The organism is Salinicola aestuarinus (genome assembly GCF_003206645.1).
Lineage (GTDB): Bacteria > Pseudomonadota > Gammaproteobacteria > Pseudomonadales > Halomonadaceae > Salinicola > Salinicola aestuarinus.
Window position 1 is genome coordinate 69,274 of the sequence record NZ_PZJP01000007.1, and the last position, 25,090, is coordinate 94,363.

A 25,090-nucleotide genomic window follows, 5' to 3' on the forward strand; every position below is an offset into this window, starting at 1 on the left:
GAATCCGCGTTGTAGAACGGCGGGTTACAAGCAGCGCTCCGATAACGCTCCCGGCCGCGCCGTTACGCTGGCCGCATGAAATTACCCACCAAGACACCGCCCCAACCCGCCCCGGATTCGCCGGCCGATGTCGATGCCACACTCGACGGCGTCGATAGCGACCGGCTCAGCGCTCGTCACCTCTACTGGATGGGGTGGCGCGTTTCACGAATCGCCGAGTTCCTGGACCTGCCACGCGGCACGATCGCGAGCTGGAAGCAGCGCGAGAAGTGGGATGACGCCACGCCCACCCAGCGCGTCGAAGGCGCGATGGAAGCGCGGATGGTTCAGCTGATCGTCAAGGACGCGAAAGAGGGGCGGGACTTCAAGGAAATCGACCTGCTCGGCAGGCAGATCGAACGCCTGGCACGAGTGCATCGATACGAGGGGAGCGGGAAAGAAGGCGACCTCAATCCGAACATCGAGCGGCGCAACGCCGGCGAAAAGAAGAAGCCCGCCCGCAATGACGTCGGCGACGAAGGCGTCATTCAGATCGTCGAGGCGTTCGAGGCGTCACTGTTCGAGTATCAGCGTGGCTGGTACCGCTCGGGGCAGCACGAGCGCATCCGCAACCTGCTCAAGTCGAGGCAGATCGGCGCGACCTGGTACTTCGCTCGCGAAGCCATCGCCGACGCGGTGGAGACGGGCAAGAACAAGATTTTCATGAGCGCCAGCAAGGCGCAGGCGCACATTTTCCGCAACTACATCGTCCAGTTCGTGAAGGAGACGACGGGCGTCGAGCTCAAGGGGGATCCGATCGTGTTGGCCAACGGCGCCGAGCTGCATTTCCTCGGCACGAACGCCAAGACGGCGCAGGGCTACCACGGCGACACTTATCTGGATGAGTACTTCTGGATCGTGGGCTTCGAGCAGTTCCGGAAAGTCACGTCCGGCATGGCCATGCACAAAAAGTGGCGCCAGACGTATTTCAGCACGCCGTCGTCAGTAGCTCACGAGGCGTACCCGTTCTGGACCGGAGAGCGCTACAACAAGCGCCGCGCCAAGGCGGACCGAGTCGAGATCGACATTAGCCACTCGGCGCTCGCCGGCGGGGCGCACTGCGCGGATGGCCAGTGGCGTCAGATCGTGACGATTCATGATGCGATCGCCGGCGGCTGCGATCTGTTCGACATCGACCAGTTGCGGCTCGAGTACTCGGACGATGAGTTCGCGAACCTGCTGATGTGCGAATTCGTCGACGACTCGCAGTCGGCGTTCCCGATGATGACGATGCAGCGCTGCATGGTGGACAGCTGGGATCTGTGGCGTGACTGGAAGCCGTTCGCGATGCGGCCGTTCGGGCAGGCCCCTGTTTGGATCGGCTATGACCCGGCGGGGGATGGCGAGAACAGCGACGGGGCGGGACTTGTGGTACTGGCACCGGCGAAGAACCGCAACGACCACCACCGGATCCTAGAGCAGCACCGCATCAAGGGCCACGATTACGAGGCTCAAGCGGAATTCATCAAACGGACGGCGAGCCGGTACAACGTCCAGTACATCGGCATCGACACCAATGGGATGGGCGAGGCGGTCGCGCAACTCGTCTCGCGCTGGTTCCCCCGAGTCACCCGCCACCGCTACACCCCCGACAGCAAGGCCGCGCTGGTGCGCCAGGCGCAGCACATCATCAGCCACGGCCGTCTCGAATTCGACGCGCGCGATGTGATCGTCGCGCAGTCGTTCTCGGCGATCCGGCGCGAGCTCACGGCCAGCGGTCGCCAGTTCACCTATTCCGGTGGCCGCAACGCCACCACGGGCCATGCCGATCTGGCGTGGGCCACGATGCACGCACTCAGCAATGAGCCCGTCGACGTTCTCGCCGCTGGCGAACGCGGCGGCTCGATCATGGAGATCAACCAATGACAGCAACGGCGGAAAAACCGCGCATGCGGGTACCGGCTACGTTATCCGCGCCGGCACCGGCGCGCGCCCAGGCCTTCACGTTCGGCGAGCCGGTGCCGGTCATCGACATGCAGGATTTTCTCTACACCGGCTGCTGGATGCTCGGCTCGCGCTGGTACGAACCGCCGATCGACCTGGCCGCGCTCGCCAAGACGTACCGGGCGACGGCGCACCACGGTTCGTCGTTGCAGGTGAAGCGGAACATTCTGAGTCGCTCGTTCGTACCGCATCCTTTGCTGAGCCGGCAGGCGTTCCGGGCACTGGTCAACGATTATCTGGTGTTTGGCAACGCCTACGCCGAGCAGGTGTTCGGACGGCTGGGTCGGCTGCTCGAGATCCGACCCGCGCAGGCACGGTTCGTGCGGCGGGGTGTGGAAGCGGGGCAATACTGGTGGACGTGCGACTGGCGTCAGCCGGCGGAGTTCGAGCGCGGCTCGATCGTTCATCTGCTCGAGCCGGATATCAATCAGGAGATCTACGGCGTGCCGGACTACTTGGGGGCGCTGCAGTCCGTGCTGCTCAACGAGAACGCTACTCTGTTCCGAAGACGCTACTACCTGAACGGCTCGCACGCAGGATTCATCATGTACGTGAGCGACCCGAACGTGAATCAGGAAGACGTCGACTCCATGCGATCGGCGCTCAAGGATAGCCGGGGCATGGGCAACTTCCGCAACCTGTTCATGCACTCACCGGATGGCAAGAAGGACGGCATCCAGGTGATTCCGCTAAGCGAAGTGGCCGCCAAGGATGAATTCGCCGGCATCAAGAAGACCACCCGCGACGACGCACTGGCTGGCCACCGCGTACCGCCGCAGCTTATGGGCGTCATGCCGGACAATGTCGGTGGGTTCGGTGACGTGGAGAAAGCGGCGAGGGTGTTCGTCACCAACGAACTCGAACCGCTCCAGGCGGTGTTCCTCGAGATCAACGACATCGTGGGGCAGGAGGTGGTGAGGTTCCGGCCGTATGAGCTGGGTACTACGAAGGAGGAATCGCCGCCGCTCGTCTGACGCTAACCGCTCTGATCGAAGCCGCCCACCCGGGCGGCTTTTTCGTGCGCAGCCGTCACAGCGTTATCCACAGCCGGTTTGGATGCTCAGCACCGCCGGCGCGCCGTCGACTCCCCGCCCCGCCTGCGCGCTAAATGGGTCGGTTTTGTTGCAGCGTTGCAGCGGTCGCTTTCGCCCGTAGTTTCTGGGCCGGGTGGCAGTGTGGACACATTGGGTTTTGGCTCGGAATGTTGCGTTCTGAAGATGGCCTGGCGGGGAACAAGTAGGAGAAGTTGGTTGGTGCCGGGCTGTACCATGAGTGTACCAAGGTGGCCGCTAGCCCAGTGCTCACGCGCTATATGGTCCGATCCATCATCGGCGCGACGGAGAACGTCCTATCAAGCCTGGGCCGCGTGGTTGTAGGCTTCGTCGGGTTTGGGCGACTTTCGGTATTATCCATAGCTGGTAATATTTACAGTGGTTTTGCTGCGTTTTGCGCGTCGTGATGTCACAAACCAGGCACTACGGGGCGGTCGGATTTGTCACATCGAGGAGGGTACGGTGGCCACCATCATGAAGCGGCGAAAAAAGGACGGCAGTCTCTCATACCTGGCCCGAATCCGCATCGCTCGAAAAGGGACCGGAGACGATACAGAGTCGCGCACGTCCCCGCGAAAAGCGATGGCCGAGGCATGGTCGGCGCGGCGAGATTGAACGGCAGGCGACAGGGGTATCGTCTCTGCCGAAGGGAGAAACGTTGCGGCGGGCGACGCGTTCGAGGGTTACCTTCACGAGTTCGGGCAGGGCGATGACGGTGCGCCATCGCCCTTGGCTTGTTGTGGAACGTTAATTGACCCCGCACCACCGTTATTTGTCAGAGATCGCTTACAGATAGGTTCATGGTGATGTTGTAAGCTGCGCCCCCTTGGTTGTTGGTCAAGAGGGGATGACATGAAGAAAGTGCCAGTTGTGACACGATTTTATGTTGCTTTTGCGGCTTTGATGTTTGTGTGGATGTGTTTTGTCATCGGGGTTATGAATCGAGGAAGACCCAAGCTGGGGATTATTACGAGAACCGACTTTTTGGGCTGGAGCTTTGATTCAAGGCTACTGTTTGTAATGGTACTCTTTGTCCTGTTGGTTACCGCCGGTGCTGCCTTGGTTGCCTATTTTATCGAAAAGCGTTTTGGGGGTGTTGCGGCCGTGCTGCCCGCTGCTTTTATTGTGGTGGCCATTTATTATGTCCCCTATGTGCCTCAGGATCATGTGGGCGAGTTTGCTTTTGACTCTCATGACATATACCCCGTTACACACAAAACCCTTTATGGGCCGAACGACGAGACTGAAAACGTGCTGTCGCCGTTGCTGATCATGTCGGATCGTCATTATGACTGGTCGAAGTCATCGGTTGAATGCCCGAGTTATTATCTCGATAGAGAGGGTGCGGCATTTATTGGTAAAAGTTACGATTTTAAGGAGAGGGAGAATTATAGTGCCCGCTATACATCGGCGCAGGGCGGCGATCCACTCGATGCCGAACGGGTATGCCAACAGTACAAAGACAAGATTGTATCGGCGCACGATTGGAAAAAAGTCGACCACGAGACGCTGTCGAAGTGGTATCAGCAGGGTCTGCTTTCGATGGATTATGCGGATTCCGCTTCGAGCGTCTATCACGCAGATTGAAGCGGCCTTGCAAGCTTCCAGACCTCTGAAACAAACCGCATGATAATCGACGATAGGCGTCTCAAGCTATCGTCGGTGAACCCCAGCAGCTCGCACTGGGTGTATTCCCAACGCGGGCGATTTTGGCGACGCGATCGCGCTGGCCGTATTGATGTGTCAGCGCAACGCTGGCGACGCGGCCCTAAAGCCGGCGGTGGCGCCGCTGGCTGGTGATCGGGTCCGTAGGTGCTTGGCGGTGTGGATCGAAGGGAACATGGCATGACGATGGATGGCTCCCTGGCGACCACGAGCGCGTCTTCCAACCGAAAAGGCTATCTTCCACCGAGACGGGTCGTCGTCAGTCAGAAAGGTGATCACTGATGAAATGATGCAGGGTATTAAGTCCTAACATAAAGAGTGCAGCCAATGAACGGGCAGGCGACGGGAGGCGACTGGGTCGAGACATTGCAGGAGCTGGTGCCCGGAGTCGGACTCGAACCGACACGACCTAAAGGTCGAGGGATTTTAAATCCCTTGCGTCTACCGATTTCGCCATCCGGGCTGACGAGCTGGGCGTGCTGATACTTCAGGAAAGGTGGAACCGTAGCGGTTCGGATCTTGCGGGGGTGGAGGCTGGAGTCGGAATCGAACCGGCGTACACGGAGTTGCAGTCCGCTGCATAACCACTCTGCCATCCAGCCATTGAGTTGTGGAGCGGGAAAGGAGATTCGAACTCCCGACCCTCGCCTTGGCAAGGCGATGCTCTACCACTGAGCTATTCCCGCTCAACTCGAGGACGTATTATAGGGATAAATCCGTAGGTGTCAAACGCTTATGCGAAATTCCTTCATAGCGAACGTGTCAGTTCCGGCCAGGCGGCACGGAGATATTGGATCATCGACCAGAGCGTCAGCGCCGCGGCGATATAGAGCAGCACGACGCCCAGACTTGCGAGGGCGGAAGCGGGTGGGAAGCCGAGCAGAATCAACAGCGCGATCATCTGCAGCGTCGTCTTCGATTTGCCGATCCAGGAAACCGCCACGCTTTTGCGCTGGCCGATCTCCGCCATCCATTCACGCAGGGCAGAGATGACGATCTCGCGTCCGATGATCACCAGCGCCGGCAACGTCAGCCAGAACACCTCGTAGCGCTCGATCAGCAGCGCCAGTGCCACGCCGACCATGACCTTGTCGGCGACCGGGTCCAGGAAAGCCCCGAACGGCGTGCTCTGATTCCACTTTCGAGCGAGATAGCCGTCCAGCCAGTCCGTGACGGCCGCCACGCCGAAAAGCCCGGCGGTGACCGGCAGGCTCCAGCTATAGGGCAGGTAGAACAGCACCACCAGCAGCGGAATGATGACGATTCTTGCCAGGGTGAGCATGTTGGGAATGTTCATCGAGCCGCTAACGTCCTTACGGGTGTTTGAGGTCGAGCATTTTACGCCCGACGGTAGCGCTCATCCATGCAGCGCTTGGTGAATGGTACTGGCCATCTGATCATTGATGCCTGGCACGCGGGCCAGATCGTCCCGCGTCGCCTTGCGCACCCCCTGTAGACCGCCAAAGTAGCGCAGCAGTTCACGCCGCCGCTTGGGGCCGACACCGGGGATGTCCTGAAGCGTGGAGGTGCGCCGCTGTTTGTCCCGGCGCTGGCGGTGGCCGGTGATCGCAAAGCGGTGCGCCTCGTCGCGAATGTGCTGAAGCAGGTGCAGCGCCGGCGAGCTAGTGTCGAGATTGAGTGTTCGATCGACCGTTTCGATGAACAGTGTCTCCAATCCTGCCTTGCGTGTCGTCCCCTTCGCCACGCCGATCAGCGTAACACCGATGACGCCCAGTTCGGCGATGACCTCCCGCGCCATGTTGAGCTGGCCTTTGCCGCCGTCGACGATGAGGATGTCGGGCAACTTGCCTTCGCCTTTCTGCAGCCGCTTGAAGCGCCGGGTCAGTGCCTGGCGCATGGCGGCATAATCATCGCCGGCGGCGACATCCTCGATGTTGAACCGTCGATAGTCGGATTTGACCGGGCCCTCGTGATCGAACACCACGCAGGAGGCGACTGTGGCCTCGCCCTGGCTATGGCTGATATCGAAGCACTCCAGCCGCGCCGGCGCATCCTCGATGTCCAGTGCCTGACGCAGCGATTCAAAGCGTTTGCTGAGCTGGCTTCGGTTGGCGAGCTGCGTTGCCAGATGCTGCTCGGCGTTGGTGATCGCCAAGCGTTTCCACTGGGCGCGGTGGCCCCGCACCTGAGATGCAAGGCGAACCTTGCGCCCCGCGCTCTCCTGAAGCGCTGCCTGCAGCACGTCGCCATCGCTCAGCGCATGTGAAGTAATGATCTCCTGCGGGATCTCCTTCGACTGACCGAGGTAGAACTGGCTGACGAACTCGCTCAGTAGATCGCTCGCCCCAAGGTCCAGCCCGTTATCCGGTTGCTGATGCCGCGCGCCCAGCATGCGCCCCTGACGGATCGCCAGTACGCTGATGCAGAGCCCGCCGGGCTGTTCGGCCAGGGCGAAGATATCGGCGTCGCCCTCGGCATTGTCGACGAACTGCTTCTCCTGCAGTCGACGAATCTGCTGGACCTGGTCGCGAAGACGCGCGGCTTCCTCGAAGTCGAGCGTCTGGCTCGCCTGCTCCATTGCCTGGGTCAGCTGTTCGGTCACCTGTTCGTTGCGACCCTCGAGACACATCATCGCGTGCTCGATGTCGCGCTGGTAATCCTCCTTGCTGATGTAGTCCACGCAAGGTGCGCTGCAGCGCTTGATCTGATACTGCAGGCAGGGGCGATGGCGATGGGCAAAGACGCTGTCCTCGCAGTTGCGAATGCGAAAGATCTTCTGCATCAGCGACAGGCTCTCGCGCACGGCGGTCGAGCTCGGATAGGGGCCGAGATAGCGCCCGTCCCGCCGCTTCTGACGCACGCGCTTGAACTCCAGCGCGGGGTAGGGGTGGCGGTCGGAAACGAAAACGTAGGGGTAGGATTTATCGTCGCGCAGCAGGATGTTGTACGGCGGACGAATCTCCTTGATCAGGGTCTGCTCGAGCAGCAGCGCCTCGGTCTCCGTTCGCGTGATCGTCACCTGAATGTCCTGAATCCGGGAGACGAGCGCCTGCGTTTTGGTATTCAACGCACCGCGGAAATAGCTGGATAGGCGCGCCTTAAGCCGCTTTGCCTTGCCGACGTAGAGCACGTTGGCGTGCTCGTCGAGCATGCGATAGACGCCGGGCGACTCGGAGACGGTCTTGAGAAAGTGCTTGGCGTCGAAGGACGCGGGGGGATCGGTCGGGGTGTCGCTCATGGTGTCAGTATATCAAAGTCCCACCGATACGCCGTTGAAACCGTGGGTTTTAACGGCTTTCTGTCGCCTTGCGGCCCATCGCCTTCGGTCGCTCATCGCGGCACGTCGGTGGGTGACTCTTTAGACAGTGACGCAACGCGGATCCGGGCGCTGCGATCAAGGTGGCAGCGTGCTGGGGTGCCGGTTGTGTGGTGCGCCGGGCTACCCATCAGGGTTGAAGCCTTCGATGAGGCCGTGCTTCAGACCGAGGTGCGTGAGTTCGACATCGGACTGAACCTGCAGTTTGTCGAAGATTCGATAGCGATAGGTGTTGACGGTCTTGGGGCTTAGGCAGAGCTGCTCTGAAATACGGCTTACCTTGTTGCAGTGAATGATCATCATCGCGATCTGCAGTTCGCGGTGGGAGAGCTGGTCGAAGGGATTCTGTGAACCCTCGCTTCTCGCCAGTACCACTCGCTGTGCTATATCGGGACTGATGAAGCGTTCGCCTCTGAACACGCGGCGTACGGCGCTGATCAACTGGTCGAGTTCCGTGCCTTTGCTGATGAAGCCGGCCACGCCCGCGTCGAGCAGACGCTGGGTCGTTGGCTCCTCGATCTGCCCGGTTAGTACGACAATGCGGACTTCCGGCTGGGCCTTGAGCAACTTCATGATGGCTTCGATGCCGCCGATACCCGGCATCCGGATATCCATTAGCACGACGTCGGGAACGAACTGCCGGCAAGCGGTCAGTGCACTTTCGCCACTGTCCGCTTCCGCCACGACCTCGATGTCAGCCTCACTGGAGAGCACGCGAGCGATGCTGGCGCGAACCAGGTTATGATCATCGGCGACGACTACGTTAATCAAGAAAGCTCCTGTAGTGGCTGATCCGCGCTTTGGGTCTCTATGTTTGGGTCTCTAAGCAACATCACCTTCATGTCCACTCGATTCGTTATAAAGAACACTATTCTTATAAAGAACACTATCCTTTGAGCGACCCGTGCATGATATCTGCGCTCATTTTGGCATGGTACCGATAGGATTTCCTCTCATGTCGCAGCGCTCCAGACGCGGCATTGCAGCGCCGTGATAGACGTCGTTGGGCGCCTGTTCGCCGTCACTCAAGCGCCTTGCAACTGGAAGATAACCCGTCAAGGCTGACCACAATGAGACATCGACTGCCGGCCAAATAAAACCTCTGGAGGGATGATCGTCACTCCCCAATGCCTGGGTGCGGTTGCGCTGCCTGTTTCGTCGGCTCTTTGATGCGCAGGAGTCTGCCGGCGACGCTTTTCTGGACGTCATGCGTTGACGCGACTCGGACGCCCCGTCAAAAGCGAGCAGTCGGGTAACTCAATTTCGGGTTGACGTCAGGGGTACGGGTTCGTATAGTACGCCCCGCTCGCTATCGATGCGACGACGTGGGGCCTTAGCTCAGCTGGGAGAGCGCAACACTGGCAGTGTTGAGGTCAGCGGTTCGATCCCGCTAGGCTCCACCAAGACATGCTAAAAACCGCTTGCTGCCTCCGGCACGAGCGGTTTTTTTATGCCTGTTTGTCAGGTCTTTTCACACGTCTCTTACGCTTGGCGATGCCTTCTATTAGCAATGCCTTATCTTGGCGAGGCCTTCGACGTCTCATAGTCTGGCGTGACAGCGCCCGGGCACGGCAGGGTGCAAGGCCCGCCGACAGACATGAGAGTCTTCGCGCAGCGGCCGCGCGGTGAGGGCCGCGCGGTGGAGTGGGGATATAGGCCATCTCACCCCTCTGCAGCATCCGCCTCACGCACGGCGTCGATTGAGCGTATCCGCCTCCTTCTGGGCTCTTTCGCGTCCGTTGTGATGGCTGATGATGGCCGGCGAGCCGTCGTTTCGATCACCGGGGGATGTGTCGATCACGATCCACTCCGACGCCTCGGTGGCGCTCGCAGGGCTCAATGGTCGGGCTTGAAAACGCGTCATGGCACTCTCGTTGTGGACGGTAGGACAATGAAGCACCTGGCGGAGGAACGCACCGCGAGGAAGCAATCCCTGTTGAGACTGAATGTCAGTGTTGGACGGTTGGCGGCAAAAGCCAAATTTTCCGCAACGCTTTTCCGGACACGATGGCTGGCGGGGCTTGCTTGACACCATACGCCGCCAAACGCAGACTTGGCCCCATGATTAACACGATTTTCAGACGAACTCAGTGGTGGTGGCGCCTTTAATTCAAGGGCGGCACGCCGACGTCTGTAAGAGATGCCGCCCCACGGGGCGGCATTTTTTTCGTTTGAAAGATCGCTTCGTGAGGCTGGCAGGTGGATTGGTCGACTTGGGTCATAGCCTGGGTAAAAAATCACAGGTCGTCTTCTTCATCCCTTTGAAATCAGGAGCCTGAAACAATGCCTGTCCTCATGATCGACAATTACGACAGCTTTACCTACAACATCGTTCAATATCTTGGCGAGCTGGGTGCCGAGGTCGTCACCGTCCGTAACGACGAGTGCAGCCTCGAAGACCTCGAGCGTCACGCGCCCAGTCACGTCGTTGTCTCTCCCGGCCCCTGCACCCCCAACGAAGCCGGGATTTCGATGGCAGCGATCCGCCACTTCGCCGGTAAGCTGCCGATTCTGGGCGTCTGCCTGGGGCATCAGGCGATCGGCCAGGTCTATGGCGGGGACGTGATCCGGGCGCCTCAGGTCATGCACGGTAAGACATCGTTGATCCGCCACAATGGCGACGGCGTCTTCACCGGTCTGGAGAACCCGCTCGACGTGACCCGCTATCACTCGCTGGTAGTCGACGAAGCGACGCTGCCATCGTGTCTGGAGATCACGGCTCGGGTCGACGATGACGATGTCACCCCCGGGCTCATCATGGGGCTTCGGCATCGAACGCTTGATATCGAAGGCGTCCAGTTTCACCCGGAGTCGATCCTTTCCCGGCAGGGGCACGAACTGCTGGCCAATTTCCTCAAGCGGCACGCTTGAACTGACGGTGAATAACGACATGCAGATGCGAGATGCCATCGGCGCCCTGATGCGCCACGAAGACTTGAGCTTCGATGCCACCCACGCCGTCATGCAGACGATCATGACCGGAGAAGCTACCGATTCCCAGATCGCCGGGTTTCTCATTGGTCTTGCCATGAAGGGCGAGACTGCAGACGAGATCACCGCCGCCGCGAAGGTGATGCGCGAGCTGATGCAGCCAGTGCACATCGACTGCGACAACGTCGTCGACATTGTCGGTACCGGGGGGGACGGCGCCAATCTCTTCAATGTGTCGACCGCCTCGAGTTTCGTCGTCGCCGCCGCTGGCGGTCATGTCGCCAAACACGGCAATCGCGGCGTCTCTTCCTCCTCGGGTAGTGCGGACCTTTTCGACGTCGCCGGCATCTATCTCGATCTCGACGGTGCGGCAATCGCGCGCTGCATCGAGCAGGTCGGCGTCGGTTTCATGTTCGCGCCGCGTCACCACCAGGCGATGCGCCACGCCATCGGTGCTCGCCGGGAGATGGGAGTGCGCACCATCTTCAATATTCTTGGACCGCTGACCAATCCCGCAAGCGCACCGAATCAGCTGCTCGGCGTCTATTCGCCGGCGCTGGTGCCGCTGGTCGCGGAATCGCTGCGTCAGTTGGGTAGCCGTCATGTGCTGGTGGTACATGCCGAGGATGGGCTCGACGAGATTTCGCTAGCGGCACCGACCCGCGTTGCCGAGCTTCGCGATGGCGAGATTCATGAGTACACGGTCACGCCGGAGTCGCTGGGTATCGAGCGTCAGTCGCTGGCGCCATTGAAGGTCGTGACCGCTGAAGACAGCCTCAAACTGGTCAAGGAGGCGCTGGTCGGCAAGGGGCCGGCGGCGGATATCGTTGCGCTGAACGCCGGGGCGGCACTCTACGTGTCGGGGGTCTCCGATACGCTGGAGGAGGGGGTCGTCATGGCGCAGGACGCCCAGGCCTCCAAGCTTCCACTCGAGAAACTCAAGGAGCTGGCGGACTTCACCCGGGTGTTCGCAGGGTGAGCGGCTCGCCGGCCAGCCTCGGCCCAGGCCAGACAATGACAACAGGAAGCGACATGACAGCCACTCGAGACAACGAACTGCCGACCATCCTGGCGAGCATCCTCAAGCGCAAACGTGAAGAGATCGCCGAGCGCCAGGCGCTGCGAAGCGAGCAGGCCTGGCTCGATATCGCCGCCCGCCAGAGTGCGCCGCGCGGTTTCGTCAGCGCACTGGACCGCTGCATCGAGGCCGGCGACCCGGCGGTGATCGCGGAGATCAAGAAAGCTTCACCCTCGCGCGGCGTCATCCGCGAACGCTTTGAGCCCGCCGACATCGCCAGGGAGTACACCGATGCCGGCGCAAGCTGTCTTTCCGTGCTCACCGATGCCGACTTCTTTCAGGGGCACGAGGATTATCTGATCGCCGTGCGCGAGGCTTGCGAGCTGCCGGTGATCCGCAAGGATTTCATCATCGACCGCTATCAGGTGGCCGAGGCGCGGGGCATCGGCGCGGACTGCATTCTGCTGATCGTCGCCGCCCTCGACGATGACCAGCTCAAGGCACTACATCAGCAGGCCACGGCGCTGGGGATGGACGTTCTGGTCGAGGTTCACGACGCCTTCGAGCTCGAGCGAGCGCTGGCACTTGACCTGACGCTCGTGGGTATCAACAACCGCGACCTGCGGACGTTCGAGACGACCCTGGATACTACCTTCGAGCTGCTGAAGCGGGTGCCGGCGGGCGTCACCGTCGTCACCGAGTCCGGCATCAACACCCGGGACGATGTCGAGCGAATGCGTGAGCACGACGTCAACGCGTTTCTGGTCGGTGAGGCGTTCATGCGCGAGGCAGAAGCCGGTAGCGCCCTGCGCCGGCTGTTCTTCTGACGCCGCACCCCCGCGACCGCTAGCGCTGCACTCGCTGGCGTCATCACGACGACACCGCCTCTCCGGGCGGTGTCGTCGTTTGAAAGGCGTGTTGGTTGACGCCCGAGCGCTGCGTCGACAGAACGACCCGCTTAAGGCTCAGAACTCCGGCGAGTCCGGAAAGATCAGGCTGATCAGCGTGTCGCCCGCCTTGGGGGTGAGCGGTCGCTCAGCCGTCGCGGTGCGGATGCGCCCGCTCGCGGAGAGCGTGAACAGCGTCAGCAGTCGGTCCTGATGGATGCGCCGATAGGCATCGATAGTGAAGTTGTCGCTGATCCTGGCCTGGCGCAGTACCGCGCCCTGACCGATGAGGCTCGACAGGCGAGTGAACGTGGTATTGCCGTCGAACAGCAGTGGCAGATGCGCCAGTGCCTGCTGGTGGTGCCGGCGGGCGTTGCGGCTCGACTCCACGGCCAGCCGAAAGACCTTGCCGTGACCGAGGATGTGCTCGAAGTGCAGCGCCGCCAGATTGTTGAGCTCTCGATAGGGCGACAGTGGCAGCAGATGGCCGATGCCGGTGAGTTCGAGATGCTGAGCGGCGTGCTCCGACAGAGGGTTGCCGTAATAGGTCGGCAGGCTCGCCATGCGCGCCTCCTGCACGGCATCCCAGTTGTGATCGCAAAGGCGCACCGTGAATCCGGCATCCTTGAGCACGCTGCCGAAGGCGCGCGCCACCGGATTGGCACCGATGATCAGAAAGCCCGTTGGCGTCGGCTCCTGCACCTTGAGGAGGCGGGCCAGCGGCCCGGACAGCAGGCTCTGAACCACCACGGTGCTGATGATCACCAGAAAGGTCACGGGTACCAGCAGCTCGGCGCCGGGAACCTCCAGCTCCTCGAGGCGAATCGCGAACAGCGATGCCACCGCCGCGGCGACGATGCCGCGGGGCGAAAGCCACGCCAGCAACGCTTTCTCCCGCCAGTTGAGCGAGGTCCCCAAGGTGCACAGCCAGACCGTCAGCGGGCGGGCGACCCAGACCAGAATGCCCAGGAAGGCCCAGGCTTCCCAGGTCAGCAGGCCGAGCTGCTCCAGGCTCAGCCGAGCGGCAAGCAGAATGAACAGTCCCGAGATCAGCAGGATCGACAGCGTCTCCTTGAACTCGAGAATCGGCTGGGTCGGCACCCCGCGCATGTTGGCCATCCAGACCCCCATGACGGTGACGGTGAGCAGCCCGGACTCGTGGAACAGCCGATTGGAGAGCGTGAACAGCGTCAGCATGATCATCAGTGTGCCGAAGCTGTGCAGCCGTTGCGGCAGCCAGTGGTGGCGCAGCACGCTACCCCACAGGTAGCCACCGGCCGTGCCCAGGCCGAAGCCGATCACCGCGGTCTGCGCGAAGCTGATCAGGGTATGGGTCGCCGCGCCGTTGGAGAGACCGAGCGCAACGAACTCGTAGACGAGAACCGCGCCGATCGCCCCGATCGGGTCGATCAGTATCCCCTCCCAGCGCAGGATCTGGCTGACGTGCTGACGGGCGCGCAGCGTCTGCAGCAGCGGCAGTACCACCGTGGGGCCGGTGACAACCAGCAGCGCGCCGAGTACGCTCGCCATCTCGATCGATAGCCCCAGCACCCAGTGCGCCGCTGCAATACCGATGAGCGCAGTGATCAGCGCCCCCCAGGTCACGAGTCGGCTGACCGTGCGGCCATGGCCACGTAGTTCGCGGAAATCGAGGGTCAGACTGCCTTCGAACAGAATCACCGCGACCGCCAGCGAGATCAGCGGGAACAGCAGATCGCCGAGCAGTGCGTCGGGTTCGAGAATGCCGGTGACCGGTCCGACGGCGATCCCTGCGATGAGCAGCGGCAGAATCGGCGGCAGCCGCAGTTGCCAGGCAAGCCACTGGCACGCGAGCGCCAACAGGCCAATGCCGGTGAGGGCAAGGGCAGCGTTTTCCATGTCCGTCGTCTCCGGGCGGGCGGGGCAGAAAGCGCGCAGCCTAGCGGGGGGATTATCGGGATGCAATGCGCATTTGTCTGCGTCTTGACGATCCGCGATCACGCCCCCGCGTGGGACTTTGGTCTAACGCCTTGAGTCAGCGGTGTCGTGACTCGATCGGCGTCGTTTCGGCGATCTTGACCGCGCGCAGCAGCGCCTGCAATGGATGCGCCAGCGAGCGCTCCGAGAGGCGCTTGGCCTGGCTGCGACACGAGTAGCCAGTGGCCAGAAGCCGGTCCTCGCCGCCCTCGGCTTCCACCGGCTCGCGCCATGAGAGGTCGTAGATCGCTTCCGAGGTCTCCCGGTTGCGGGTTTCATGGCCATAGGTGCCTGACATGCCACAGCAGCCGGTGTCGATCAGCTCGAGCGAAAGGTCGAAATGCGCGAAGAGCTGCTGCCAGGCTTTGGCGCTGCCCGGGGCATTGGTCTTCTCGGTGCAGTGGGAAAGCAGGCGATAGCCGGGGTCGAACGCTTTGGCTGCCGCGCTGGACCAGTCGGCGGGCAGGAGGCGCGAACCGAACCCGAGCAGCCACTCCTGCAGCAGCGCGACCGGCGGCACGGCCTCGGGGCCCAGGGTTTTGACATATTCCTGGCGGTAGGTGAGCGTCATTGCCGGGTCGATACCCACCAGCGGAACGTCGAATCGCGCCAGCGCCCTGAGTCTCGCCGCCTGCTGCTCCGCCGTGCGCGCAAAGCGGCCGAGGAAACCCTGAACCTGCAGCGGCTTGCCATTGGGTGAGAACGGCATGACGAAGACCTGCAGGTCGAGTCGGCCGAGCAGCTCGACCACGTCCGCGACCAGATTGGCCTCGAAATGGGTGGTAAAGGCGTCCTGCACCAGCACCACGCTGCGGCGTTTCTGCGGCTCGCTGAGCGCCCCGAGGGTCAGTGGTGTCGCCTCGGGGATGCCGCGGGTGCGCAGGATCTTGGCGAGATTGGCGCGGGAGAGCCGCGGGCTGTCAACGAGGCCGACGCGCTTGGCCAGAAAGCGCTCCACCGGCTGCGTGCCGAGCAGGGCGTTGTAGAGCGGCGCCAGCGGTCGCAGCGCGGGGGCGACGAACTCCAGCGAGCCGATCAGATAGTCCCGTGGCGCCCGCGCGTAGCGCGTGTGGTAGCTCTCGAGAAAGCGCGCGCGGAAGTCGGGGACGTCGACCTTGACCGGACACTGGCCGGCGCAGGACTTGCACGCCAGGCAGCCGGCCATGGCGTCATACACCTCATGGGCGAAGTCCGCTTCACCGCGCCGTCGGGCGAGGCTGCGGCGCCACTTGGCCGGCTGCTCTCGCAGCCAGCTGACGGTATCGCCGCGCCTTGCGGTGCGCGACACCTCGAGCACGTCCACGCCCGCTTCTCCCTGAAGGCGCAGCCATTCGCGCATCAGGCTGGCGCGCCCCTTGGGCGACTGCACTCGCTCTCGCGTCGCTTTCCAGGACGGGCACATCGCGTCGGCCGGGTCATAGTTGTAGCAGGCACCATTGCCGTTGCAGTAGACCGCGCTGGCGTTCTCTTCCCAGACGCGGGTATCGATGGTGCGGTCGCTCTCGCCCCGCGTCGGCACGCCGTCCACCGCCAGCAGATCGGGATCGTGACCGTCCACGATGCCCGGGGTTTCGTGGGTCTTCGGCGTGGCGATCTTGCCGGGATTGAACTGGTTGTAGGGATCGAAGGCCGCTTTCAGTTGCTGCAATGCCGGATAGAGCTCGCCGAAAAAGCGTGGCGAGTAGGCCGAGCGCACGCCCTTGCCGTGCTCGCCCCACAGCAGGCCGCCGTAGCGCTGGGTCAGCGCGGCCACCTCGTCGGAGAGCGTGCGAATCAGTGTCGCCTGCTCGGGGTCCTTCATGTCGATTGCCGGGCGGACGTGAAGCACGCCGGCGTCGACGTGACCGAACATGCCGTAGCTCAGGCCGTGGCTGTCGAGCAGTGCGCGGAATTCAGCGATGTACTCGGCCAGAGACTCCGGTGGGACGGCGGTGTCCTCGACGAACGGGATCGGGCGTTTCTCGCCCCGAACGTTGCCGAGCAGCCCCACGGCACGCTTTCGCATTGCGTAGACCCGACCGATGGCGCCGCGCCCCTCGGCGAGGGTGTGGCCCAGCCGCTCGACGCTAGCGTCCGTGTCGAGGTGTGCAACGAAGCTCGCGACGCGCTCGGCCAATCGGTCCGGGTCGTCATCGTTGAATTCGACCAGGTTGATCCCGCCGATCGCGCGCTCTGCCGCAGCGTCGCTCGGGAAGTACTCGGCGACGCTCTCCCAGACGAAGTCATCCATCGCCAGTGTCAGCACGCTGTCATCGACGGTCTCGATGGAGGTGGGGCCGCTCACGGCCATCAGCGCCTTGGCGTCGCGCAGGGCATCCATGAAGCCGGTATAGCGCACGTTGACCAGTGTCGAGTGCGCGGGGAGCGGTAGCACGTTGAGCGTCGCTTCACCGAGAAACGCCAGTGAGCCCTCGGATCCGCAGAGCACGCTGTTGAGGTCGAAACGACCGTCGTCGGCTTCCAGGTGTGCCAGATCGTAGCCGGTGAGGCAGCGATTGAGGGGCGGAAAGACCGCCTTGATGCGCTCACGTTCGGTTTCAGCGATCTCCCTGGCGGCACGGTAGACGGCGCCGACGCCATCGTCGCGGGCGCAGAGCGTTTCGAGCTCGTCGGCCGCCACGGGCTGGCTGACGAAGCGCTCGCCACCGCGCAGGATGACGTCGAGCGCGAGGACGTGATCGCGCGTCTTGCCGTAGACGCAGCTGCCCTGGCCACTGGCGTCGGTGGCGATCATGCCGCCGAGTGTGGCGCGGTTGGAGGTGGAAAGCTCCGGGGCGAAGAAGAGCCCATAGGGCTTGAGTGCGGCATTGAGCTGATCCTTGACCACGCCTGCCTGCACTCTCACCCGGCGATTCTCGACGTCGATCTCGAGAATACGGTTCATGTGGCGTGAGACGTCGACCATGAGCCCATCGGTGAGCGACTGACCGTTGGTCCCCGTGCCGCCCCCGCGAGGCGCCAGAGCGATATCGCGGTAGGTCTCTTGTCCCGCCAGCCGCGCGATGCGCTCGAGGTCGCCGCTGTCGCGCGGGTAGAGCACCGCTTGCGGCAGCCGTTGATAGATGGAGTTGTCAGTGGCGAGGACGGTGCGGTTGGCCGCGTCGGGCGCGATCTCTCCGGTAAAGCCGCTGGCTGTCAGATCATCGAGAAAACGGCGGTAGCGCTCGGCGAGGGAGAACGGGGCGCTGGCGGGGTCGAGGCGTGCGATCATCGTTGTCATTGGGGCCGTCGGGGCGGTCACTCGGTGCGCGGTGGCGCCGGGTGGCCGTTCGGTTCTGGTTAGCGTGAGAGAGGCCGCAGAGGGCTTGCCGTCTCGGCAGCGCTGCCGGCGATTCTCTCGGGAGTGGTGACAGTGTAACGCGCCGGTGACGGACTGGGCAGGCACCGGCGTGGTGCGGGCGCAGCGATTTCCCTACAATGTTCCGTCCGCGCGGAGCGTATCGGCGCCGCGATCGCGCGCCGTGTCTCGCGCAATGGCTGTGTCGTCACCACTGCAATCGTCTTCAACCTACGGAATTCATCATGCTCGATCCCAAGCTGCTGCGAAGCGATCCCCAGTTCGTCGCCCAACGCCTGGCCCTGCGAGGCTTTACCCTCGACGTCGCGCAGCTCGAGTCTCTCGAGTCTCGCCGGCGCGAGTTACAGACCCGCACCGAGCAGCTCCAGAACGAGCGTAACGTGCGCTCGAAGGCGATCGGGCAGGCCAAGGCCGCCGGCGAGGACATCGAGCCGCTGCGCGCCGAAGTGGGCAAGCTCGGCGACGATCTGGATCGCGCCAAGCAGGAGCTGGCCACGGTTCAGCAGGCGTGGGACGCGCTGGTCGAGGGGCTGCCCAACCTGCCGCACGAGAGCGTGCCCGAGGGCGCCGACGAAAGCGACAACGTCGAGCTGCACCGCTGGGGCACGCCGCGGGAGTTCGACTTCGAGGTCAACGACCACGTCGATCTCGGTGCGCGATTCGGCTATCTCGATTTCGAGCTCGCGACCAAGCTCACCGGTTCGCGCTTTGCCGTCATGCGTGGACCTATCGCCCGTCTGCACCGGGCGCTGGCGCAGTTCATGCTCGACAAGCAGACCCTCGAGCATGGCTATGAAGAGTGCTACGTGCCTTACATGGTCAACGCCGACTCGCTGACCGGCACCGGCCAGCTCCCCAAGTTCGGCGAGGATCTCTTTCGTCTCGGCGAGGAGGAGGGCTACTACCTGATCCCCACGGCCGAGGTGCCGCTGACCAACTTCGTGCGTGACGAGATCCTCGATCACGCGACGCTGCCGCTCAAGCTGACTGCCCATACGCCGTGCTTTCGCAGTGAAGCGGGGGCCTACGGTCGTGATACCCGCGGCATGATTCGCCAGCACCAGTTCGACAAGGTCGAGATGGTGCAGGCCGTCGACCCCGAGACGAGCTACGAGACGCTGGAGAGCATGCGGGGGCACGCCGAGGCGATCCTGCAGGCGCTCGAACTGCCGTACCGCGTGGTGACGCTCTGCGCCGGCGACATGGGCTTTGGTGCGACCAAGACCTACGATCTCGAGGTGTGGCTACCCAGCCAGCAGACCTACCGCGAGATCTCCTCCGTTTCCAATTGCGAGGATTTCCAGGCGCGGCGGATGCAGGGGCGGTTTCGCAGCCCGGCGCAGAAAAAACCGCAGCTGCTGCACACGCTGAACGGTTCCGGCCTTGCCGTGGGCCGTTGCCTGTTGGCGGTGATGGAAAACTACCAGAATGCGGATGGCAGCATCGACGTGCCCGCTGTACTCAAGCCGTATCTCGGTGGCATCGAGCGAATCAACGCCGAGTGAAGGGATCATGCCCGCACCTCGGTGCGGGATTTGGTTATAACGCTACAAAAAAGCGTTCCTTCGTCGACCGTGGCTGCATCCTTACAATTTGGAATAACGAAACTTTCTCTACCTAGGGTTTCGTTCTAACGCGAGCGGTATCGTCAGAGTTCGAGCTCCACGCGATGCCGCCGCCCCGATCTCCAGAGACTCAGGACGCCCGTGACGCAGACGCTGACGCTTCAATACGACCCGAGTGCGCTTGCACTTCACCTCTTCGGAGGAGGGGGCGAGGCGCTGTCGCTGGCGCGCCAGTTCGTTGGTCTCGATGCGTCACTCTGCGTTCACGCCCCGACGCTGATGCCGGCCCTGAAGGCGCTCTGCAGCGCCCAGCAGTGGCCGGTGGAAGTGGCCTCTCCCACGCCATCACCCGGCCAGCTCTGGCTGGTGGCGAGCGGCGACGAAGTGCAGGATGCCGAAATCGCTCGTCGTGCCCGCGCCGCGGGCGTTGCGGTATTCGTCCCGAGCAGTCCGTCGCTCTGCAGCGTGCGCCTGCCACCGCGGGTGGATGCCTCCACGGTGGCCTCACCGGAGCCGGCCAGCGATACCCGCTGGCGACGGGGTCGGGTCGCATTGGTCGGCGCAGGCCCTGGGGACCCGGAGCTGCTGACGCTAAAGGCGCTGCGACAACTGCAGCGTGCGAGCATCGTGTTACATGATCGGCTCGTCAGCCCGGAAATTCTGGCCATGGCCAATCCCGAGGCGCCGCGTTTCTATGTCGGCAAGGCGCGGTCGCAGCACAGTGTCCCGCAGGACGGCATCAATCAGGCGCTGGTAGCGTGGGCGCGGGCGGGGCACGACGTCGTTCGCCTCAAGGGCGGCGATCCTTTCATCTTCGGGCGGGGTGGCGAGGAGCTGGAGACGCTGGCCGCAGCGGGGATCGACTTTGAGGTGGTGCCAGGGATCACGGCTGCCTCCGGCTGCACGGCCTACGCCGGCATTCCGCTGACCCACCGTGATCATGCCCAGTCGGTACGCTTCGTCACGGGTCATCTCAAGAATGGGGGCTGCGATCTGGACTGGGCGTCGCTGGCGGCCCCCGGGCAGACGCTGGTTTTCTACATGGGCCTGGGCGCACTGGACACGCTTCGTGAGCAGCTGGTCGCCCACGGTCTCGATGCGGCCACGCCAATGGCGCTGATCGAACAGGGCACCACCGCCAACCAGCGGCTCCACGTTGGTTCCCTGGCGGCGCTGCCGCCAAGTCTGGCGATCCACACGCCCAAGCCGCCGACACTGATCGTGGTCGGGAGCGTGGTCAGTCTGGCCGCAACGCTTGGCTGGTTCGTGCCGGCGGACAGCGCAAGTCTTGGCTGGATCGACGGCAAGCACCCCACGCCGCTGACCCGGGTCGAGAGCGCCTGAAGCGCCCGTCGCAGCCTGCGACTGATGCCTTGGCGGAAACCTCTTCGTTGGTGCTAGACGCACGGCATGCTCGGTACACCCGCTAGACAGCCCACACCCGTGCGGCTCGACGTGCGCCGCCACCTCCTTTACCGTTTTCTCCCGGATCGTTCCTCGATGGGCGCTCGCCGCGCCGTCGCTGTGCGACGAGAGGCTTGAAAATCTCGGGGTTTCTCGGCTGTACCAGCCGCTATCATGATAAGGAGAAGGTGACGTGCGAGTGCTTTTCGCCGCTCGGGAAGACGCCTGGGGCGGCATCCTCGAGAAATTCCGCTCGGCGCTGCCGCAGGTCGAATTCGTCGCGTCCGATGGCTATGCCCTAACGTCGCTGGCCGGCTTCGATGCCCTGATTCCCACCATGACGCCGATCGATGCGCCGCTGCTCGAGACCGCCGATCGCCTGATGCTGATCCAGCAGATCGGCGCGGGACTGGAGGGCGTGGATCGCGCCAGCGCGGAAGCGCGAGGGATTCGCGTCGCCAACGTCCCGACCGATATCTCCGGCAACGCGGATTCGGTTGCCGAACTCGGTATCTGGATGATGCTGGGGCTCGCACGGCAGGCGCCGCGGATGCGGGAGGCGCTGGCCGCCGGTCAGCTCGGGGCCCCCATGGGAATGGGGCTCAAGGGGCGTACCGTGGGAATCGTCGGTCTTGGCGGGCTGGGGCAGGCGCTCGTCAAACGCCTACACGCCTTCGACATGACCCTCATGGGGATCAAGCGTCACGCCGACCCGGCGTTTGCCGAGCGTCACGGTCTCGCCTGGCTCGGCACGCTCGAGGAGCTGCCGACGCTGCTCGAGCGCTGCGACTTCATCATACTCACGCTCCCCGACACGCCGCAGACGCATCATATGATCGATGCGAAGGCGCTGGCGCAGTGCCAGGAGGGGGCATTTCTGATCAATCTCGGTCGGGGTGGCCTGGTCGCGCGCGAAGCGCTGCTCGATGCCTTGCGCAGCGGGCGCCTCGGCGGTGCCGGACTCGACGTCTTCTGGGAAGAGCCGCCGGATGCCACCGATCCCATATTCGCCGAAAACGTCATCGCCACGCCTCACGTCGGTGGTATGACGGACGTCTCCACCCAAGGTATCTTCGAAGTGGTCCGCGATGAGCTCGCTGCGCTGGCGACAGAGCGCGGCGCCGCAGATTAGCGTCGAGCTCGGCCGACAGTCGAACCTCGGTCTGAACCTGCACCGCGCGACGGCTGACGTGTGCCAGCGGGGTGTCGGTCTCGCCGGCCGCCGGCATGCCGGCATGCAACGTGCCATCGCGGCGGCCTGATCGCCGCCAACGTCTATTGCCCTGCGTAGGGAGTGCGCATTGAACATCGAACAGCTCGACATTCGTAGCCACATGGCCCAGTTCCCGCCGTTCGACAGCCTGGCGGATGAACATCTGGATCGCATCGCAAGCGATGTCGAAATCCGCTATTACCAGGCGGGCAGTGAGCTGCTCAGCAAGGATCAGGCGATCGATGCGCTGTGGTACGTGCGAAGCGGAGCGGTGGAGGTGTACCAGCGCAGCGGGCGGCTGTTCAACCGCCTCAGCGAAGGGGATATCTTCGGCTACTCGGACCTTTTACGCAGTAACCGCAAGGTGCGCTACCCCGTCAGTGCGATCGAAGACACGCTCATCTATTTCATTCCCGGTGAGACCTTCGAGGCAGTCTGCGAGGAGGACGACGACTTTTCCGAATTCGTCGAGACCGGCGGGCAGCGACTCAAGGTGACCGTGCAGCAGCAGCGCGACGACAGCGGCCTGATGACGACGCGGGTGCGCAAGTTGATCACCAAGGCGCCGCTGATGGTCGATGCCACGACCACCCTCCAGGAGGCGGCGCGCGAGATGAGCGACGCCAACGCGACCTGCGTGCTGATCGTCGACGTCACCGACACCCAGTCAGCCTATACCTTTACGGGTCGCGACGGCCGCTACTGGCAGTTGAACGGTATCCTCACCGATCGCGATTTCTGTACCCGTGTGCTCGCCGAGGGGAAGTCGCCGCAGACGACGGTCGGCGAGGTGATGTCGCGCAAGGTCATCGTCACCCAGTCGGACGAGTCGGTCTACGAGGCGATGCTGAGCATGCTGCGCAATCAGGTCCACCACCTGCCCGTGCTGCATCGCCGTCAGCCCATGGGCATCCTGCATCTCTCCGACATCGTGCGACACGAGACCCACAGCAGTCTGTTTCTGGTCAATAACATCTTCGTTCAGACGACGCCCGCTCAGCTGGCACGTCTGGCCGATGAGGTGCGAACCGGCTTCGTGCGGATGGTGTCCGATGGCGCCAACTCGGAGATGATTTCGCGGGCGCTGGCGACGATCGGGCGAGCGTTCATCCAGCGTCTGCTGGAGTTGGCGGAAGCCGAGCTGGGCCCACCGCCGGTGCCTTACTGCTTCATGGTGCTTGGGTCGATGGCGCGGGAAGAGCCGACCATCACGGCCGATCAGGATAATGCCCTGGTGCTCCACGATAGTTACGATCATGCGCAGCACGGCGAGTATTTCGAGTCGCTGGCCAAGTTCGTCTGCGACGGACTGGCTGGCTGCGGCTATCCCTATTGCAAGGGCGATGTCATGGCGATCAATCCTCGCTGGCGCCAGCCCCTGACGGTGTGGAAGCAGTACTTTACCCAGTGGATGGACGAGCCCAACGGCGAGCGGTTGCTGCACAGTTCCATCTTCTTCGATCTGGCGCCGGTGCATGGCGAGGCGCCGATGGTCGAAGCGCTTCAGGATCTGATCGCGGAACTTGCCCCCCAGCGCCCGGTCTTTCTGGCGGCGCTCGCACGCAATGCCAAGAACCGCACGCCACCGCTCGGGTTCTTTCGCCAGTTCGTCATGGAGCAGGACGGCGAGCATCGCAAGTCGATCAACCTCAAGCGCCGAGGCACGGCCCCGCTCACGGACCTCGTCCGCGTGCATGCCCTGGCGTGTGGTTCCAACTCGCAAAACAGCTTTTCCCGACTCAACGATATCGACAAGACCAAACTGCTGGCGGAGGGGGTCACCGATCGTCTGCGTTACGCCTTCGAGTTCATGTCGATGGTCCGGATGCGCTACCAGGCCGCCTCGATCGAACGGAGCGAAGAGCCCAACAACAGCGTCGACCCCGAGCAGATCGATAGCCGTGAGCGACACAATCTCAAGGATGCCTTCGAGGCGATCAGCAACGCGCAGAAATTTCTCTCGTTCCGCTACATCATGCCGTCGCGTCAGGACGGCACCCAAGGCAAGAGTTCGTCGCGAGGCGGCCGCTGATGCTCACCCTGAGGTCGAAGAAGGCGTCGGCACCGGACTGGCCGGCGTACATGGCGTCTCAGGCCGAGCGGGTGAAAGATCCACGCCTCGCCCGCTTCTACGCCGGTGGTACGCTGGATCCGCAGATGCCGATCGGTGAGGCGCCGTTGCTGGCAATGGATTTCGAAACGACGGGGCTAGACGGCAGCCGCCACGATATCGTCAGCATTGGTCTGGTGCCGTTCACGATGGAGAGGATCCGGCCGGCGGCCGGGCGTTATTGGGTGCTGTCACCGCGTCGTCCCCTCAGCGACGAGTCAGTGGCCTTTCACCACATCACGCACTCGGAGGTCGAGAAAGCGCCGGATCTCTCGACGATTCTCGATGAGCTGCTGGAGCGACTGCAGGGCCATCTGGTCGTCGCCCATTACCGGCAGATCGAACGCAGCTTTCTGGACGCTGCCATCCGGGAGCGGCTCAACGAAAATCTACTGTTCCCGATGATCGACACGATGTCGATCGAGGCACGGATTCACCGTCAGTCCTGGTGGGCGCGACTTCGCCGCTGGGCCGGACGTCCGATGGCGTCGATTCGACTCAACGAAAGCCGTCAACGCTACAACCTGCCACCCTATACCGGCCACCACGCGCAGGTGGATGCTCTCGCCACTGCCGAGCTGCTGCAGGCGCAGATACTGCACCATCACACGCTGGAGACGCCGGTCAGCGAACTCTGGCGCTGATGACCCATGAAGCGTCGTTAGGCATTGTACAAGCGTTCTGCAATCTGCTCGGCCGTCTGATGCGCTGACGGGCAGGGTCTCCCAAGA

The 25,090-nt window shown here is 63.0% G+C and carries 17 protein-coding genes, 4 tRNA genes and 1 pseudogene; 13 read left to right on the forward strand and 9 right to left on the reverse strand.

Features of this window, described 5'->3' with window-relative positions:
- The first annotated feature begins 75 nt into the window (after positions 1-75).
- The 3 genes from DOM41_RS11595 to DOM41_RS11605 all read left to right on the forward strand — a co-directional run bounded on the left by DOM41_RS11595 (position 76) and on the right by DOM41_RS11605 (position 4,622).
- Positions 76-1,905: a terminase large subunit domain-containing protein gene (locus DOM41_RS11595; protein ID WP_110687033.1), complete on the forward strand. Its 1,830-nt coding sequence runs from the start codon at positions 76-78 to the stop codon at positions 1,903-1,905.
- Complete coding sequence (locus tag DOM41_RS11600; RefSeq protein ID WP_223160984.1) at positions 1,902-2,957, forward strand: phage portal protein; 1,056 nt, start codon at positions 1,902-1,904, stop codon at positions 2,955-2,957. The genes DOM41_RS11595 and DOM41_RS11600 overlap by 4 nt, the downstream gene beginning before the upstream one ends.
- A gap of 930 nt (positions 2,958-3,887) precedes the next feature.
- Complete coding sequence (locus tag DOM41_RS11605) at positions 3,888-4,622, forward strand: hypothetical protein (RefSeq protein ID WP_110687034.1); 735 nt, start codon at positions 3,888-3,890, stop codon at positions 4,620-4,622.
- A 454-nt stretch (positions 4,623-5,076) separates the two neighbouring features.
- On the opposite strand, the gene DOM41_RS11610 is transcribed toward DOM41_RS11605, so the two are convergent.
- The 6 genes from DOM41_RS11610 to DOM41_RS11635 all read right to left on the reverse strand — a co-directional run bounded on the left by DOM41_RS11610 (position 5,077) and on the right by DOM41_RS11635 (position 8,748).
- Positions 5,077-5,163: transfer RNA gene (locus DOM41_RS11610), tRNA-Leu, on the reverse strand.
- A gap of 65 nt (positions 5,164-5,228) precedes the next feature.
- A tRNA-Cys gene (locus DOM41_RS11615) sits at positions 5,229-5,302 on the reverse strand.
- Positions 5,303-5,311: 9 nt separating this feature from the next.
- Positions 5,312-5,386: transfer RNA gene (locus DOM41_RS11620), tRNA-Gly, on the reverse strand.
- 62 nt (positions 5,387-5,448) lie between these two features.
- On the reverse strand, positions 5,449-5,997 hold the full coding sequence (pgsA, locus tag DOM41_RS11625; RefSeq protein ID WP_110687035.1) for a CDP-diacylglycerol--glycerol-3-phosphate 3-phosphatidyltransferase: 549 nt from the start codon (positions 5,995-5,997) through the stop codon (positions 5,449-5,451).
- 60 nt (positions 5,998-6,057) lie between these two features.
- Positions 6,058-7,899: an excinuclease ABC subunit UvrC gene (gene uvrC / locus DOM41_RS11630; protein WP_110687036.1), complete on the reverse strand. Its 1,842-nt coding sequence runs from the start codon at positions 7,897-7,899 to the stop codon at positions 6,058-6,060.
- Positions 7,900-8,100: 201 nt separating this feature from the next.
- Positions 8,101-8,748 carry a response regulator gene (locus DOM41_RS11635; RefSeq protein WP_110687037.1) on the reverse strand — a complete coding sequence of 216 codons (648 nt, stop codon included), beginning with the start codon at positions 8,746-8,748 and terminating at the stop codon, positions 8,101-8,103.
- Between the two features lie 556 nt (positions 8,749-9,304).
- Between DOM41_RS11635 and DOM41_RS11640 the strand changes: the two genes are divergently transcribed.
- Positions 9,305-9,380 (forward strand) — tRNA-Ala (locus DOM41_RS11640).
- Between the two features lie 281 nt (positions 9,381-9,661).
- Here the strand turns inward: DOM41_RS11640 and DOM41_RS11645 are convergent.
- Positions 9,662-9,841: a hypothetical protein gene (locus DOM41_RS11645; RefSeq protein ID WP_110687038.1), complete on the reverse strand. Its 180-nt coding sequence runs from the start codon at positions 9,839-9,841 to the stop codon at positions 9,662-9,664.
- A 419-nt stretch (positions 9,842-10,260) separates the two neighbouring features.
- Here DOM41_RS11645 and DOM41_RS11650 point away from each other — a divergent pair, with 419 nt between their 5' ends.
- From DOM41_RS11650 to trpC, 3 genes are read left to right on the forward strand one after another with little or no spacing between them, the layout of a single operon-like run.
- Positions 10,261-10,848 carry an anthranilate synthase component II gene (locus tag DOM41_RS11650; protein WP_110687039.1) on the forward strand — a complete coding sequence of 196 codons (588 nt, stop codon included), beginning with the start codon at positions 10,261-10,263 and terminating at the stop codon, positions 10,846-10,848.
- A 19-nt stretch (positions 10,849-10,867) separates the two neighbouring features.
- A complete protein-coding gene (gene trpD, locus DOM41_RS11655; protein ID WP_110687040.1) occupies positions 10,868-11,887 on the forward strand; it encodes an anthranilate phosphoribosyltransferase in 1,020 nt (339 codons plus the stop codon).
- Between the two features lie 53 nt (positions 11,888-11,940).
- Positions 11,941-12,753, forward strand: a complete 813-nt coding sequence (trpC, locus tag DOM41_RS11660) for an indole-3-glycerol phosphate synthase TrpC (RefSeq protein ID WP_110687041.1) — start codon at positions 11,941-11,943, stop codon at positions 12,751-12,753.
- A gap of 138 nt (positions 12,754-12,891) precedes the next feature.
- On the opposite strand, the gene DOM41_RS11665 is transcribed toward trpC, so the two are convergent.
- The gene (locus DOM41_RS11665) at positions 12,892-14,691 is read right to left on the reverse strand and encodes a cation:proton antiporter (RefSeq protein WP_110687042.1); all 1,800 of its coding nucleotides are present in this window, start codon (positions 14,689-14,691) and stop codon (positions 12,892-12,894) included.
- Positions 14,692-14,827: 136 nt separating this feature from the next.
- Complete coding sequence (gene ydiJ / locus DOM41_RS11670) at positions 14,828-17,980, reverse strand: D-2-hydroxyglutarate dehydrogenase YdiJ (protein ID WP_110687043.1); 3,153 nt, start codon at positions 17,978-17,980, stop codon at positions 14,828-14,830.
- A gap of 311 nt (positions 17,981-18,291) precedes the next feature.
- On the opposite strand from ydiJ, the gene serS reads away from it, so the two are divergent.
- The 6 genes and pseudogenes from serS to DOM41_RS11695 all read left to right on the forward strand — a co-directional run bounded on the left by serS (position 18,292) and on the right by DOM41_RS11695 (position 25,003).
- On the forward strand, positions 18,292-19,572 hold the full coding sequence (gene serS, locus DOM41_RS11675) for a serine--tRNA ligase (protein WP_110687044.1): 1,281 nt from the start codon (positions 18,292-18,294) through the stop codon (positions 19,570-19,572).
- Between the two features lie 201 nt (positions 19,573-19,773).
- Positions 19,774-20,097, forward strand: a pseudogene (locus tag DOM41_RS17995) (NAD(P)-dependent oxidoreductase); the annotation flags it as partial.
- Positions 20,098-20,184: 87 nt separating this feature from the next.
- The gene (gene cobA / locus DOM41_RS11680) at positions 20,185-20,976 is read left to right on the forward strand and encodes a uroporphyrinogen-III C-methyltransferase (RefSeq protein ID WP_280951226.1); all 792 of its coding nucleotides are present in this window, start codon (positions 20,185-20,187) and stop codon (positions 20,974-20,976) included.
- A 253-nt stretch (positions 20,977-21,229) separates the two neighbouring features.
- Positions 21,230-22,168 (forward strand): NAD(P)-dependent oxidoreductase, encoded by a 939-nt coding sequence (locus tag DOM41_RS11685; RefSeq protein WP_110687045.1) that lies wholly within the window; start codon positions 21,230-21,232, stop codon positions 22,166-22,168.
- A gap of 169 nt (positions 22,169-22,337) precedes the next feature.
- Positions 22,338-24,281, forward strand: coding sequence for a DUF294 nucleotidyltransferase-like domain-containing protein (locus DOM41_RS11690; protein ID WP_110687046.1), 1,944 nt, complete (start codon positions 22,338-22,340; stop codon positions 24,279-24,281).
- Positions 24,281-25,003 (forward strand): 3'-5' exonuclease, encoded by a 723-nt coding sequence (locus DOM41_RS11695; RefSeq protein ID WP_110687047.1) that lies wholly within the window; start codon positions 24,281-24,283, stop codon positions 25,001-25,003. The genes DOM41_RS11690 and DOM41_RS11695 overlap by 1 nt, the downstream gene beginning before the upstream one ends.
- The last annotated feature ends 87 nt before the right edge of the window (positions 25,004-25,090 follow it).

Excerpts from the sequence above, each read along its gene's own strand:
- DOM41_RS11595 (WP_110687033.1), top strand. The coding sequence starts at position 76 with ATGAAATTACCCACCAAGACACCGCCCCAACCCGCCCCGGATTCGCCG.
- DOM41_RS11600 (WP_223160984.1), top strand. The coding sequence starts at position 1,902 with ATGACAGCAACGGCGGAAAAACCGCGCATGCGGGTACCGGCTACGTTA.
- DOM41_RS11605 (WP_110687034.1), top strand. The coding sequence starts at position 3,888 with ATGAAGAAAGTGCCAGTTGTGACACGATTTTATGTTGCTTTTGCGGCT.
- pgsA (WP_110687035.1), bottom strand. The coding sequence starts at position 5,997 with ATGAACATTCCCAACATGCTCACCCTGGCAAGAATCGTCATCATTCCG.
- uvrC (WP_110687036.1), bottom strand. The coding sequence starts at position 7,899 with ATGAGCGACACCCCGACCGATCCCCCCGCGTCCTTCGACGCCAAGCAC.
- DOM41_RS11645 (WP_110687038.1), bottom strand. The coding sequence starts at position 9,841 with ATGACGCGTTTTCAAGCCCGACCATTGAGCCCTGCGAGCGCCACCGAG.
- DOM41_RS11650 (WP_110687039.1), top strand. The coding sequence starts at position 10,261 with ATGCCTGTCCTCATGATCGACAATTACGACAGCTTTACCTACAACATC.
- trpD (WP_110687040.1), top strand. The coding sequence starts at position 10,868 with ATGCAGATGCGAGATGCCATCGGCGCCCTGATGCGCCACGAAGACTTG.
- trpC (WP_110687041.1), top strand. The coding sequence starts at position 11,941 with ATGACAGCCACTCGAGACAACGAACTGCCGACCATCCTGGCGAGCATC.
- DOM41_RS11665 (WP_110687042.1), bottom strand. The coding sequence starts at position 14,691 with ATGGAAAACGCTGCCCTTGCCCTCACCGGCATTGGCCTGTTGGCGCTC.
- ydiJ (WP_110687043.1), bottom strand. The coding sequence starts at position 17,980 with ATGATCGCACGCCTCGACCCCGCCAGCGCCCCGTTCTCCCTCGCCGAG.
- serS (WP_110687044.1), top strand. The coding sequence starts at position 18,292 with ATGCTCGATCCCAAGCTGCTGCGAAGCGATCCCCAGTTCGTCGCCCAA.
- DOM41_RS11695 (WP_110687047.1), top strand. The coding sequence starts at position 24,281 with ATGCTCACCCTGAGGTCGAAGAAGGCGTCGGCACCGGACTGGCCGGCG.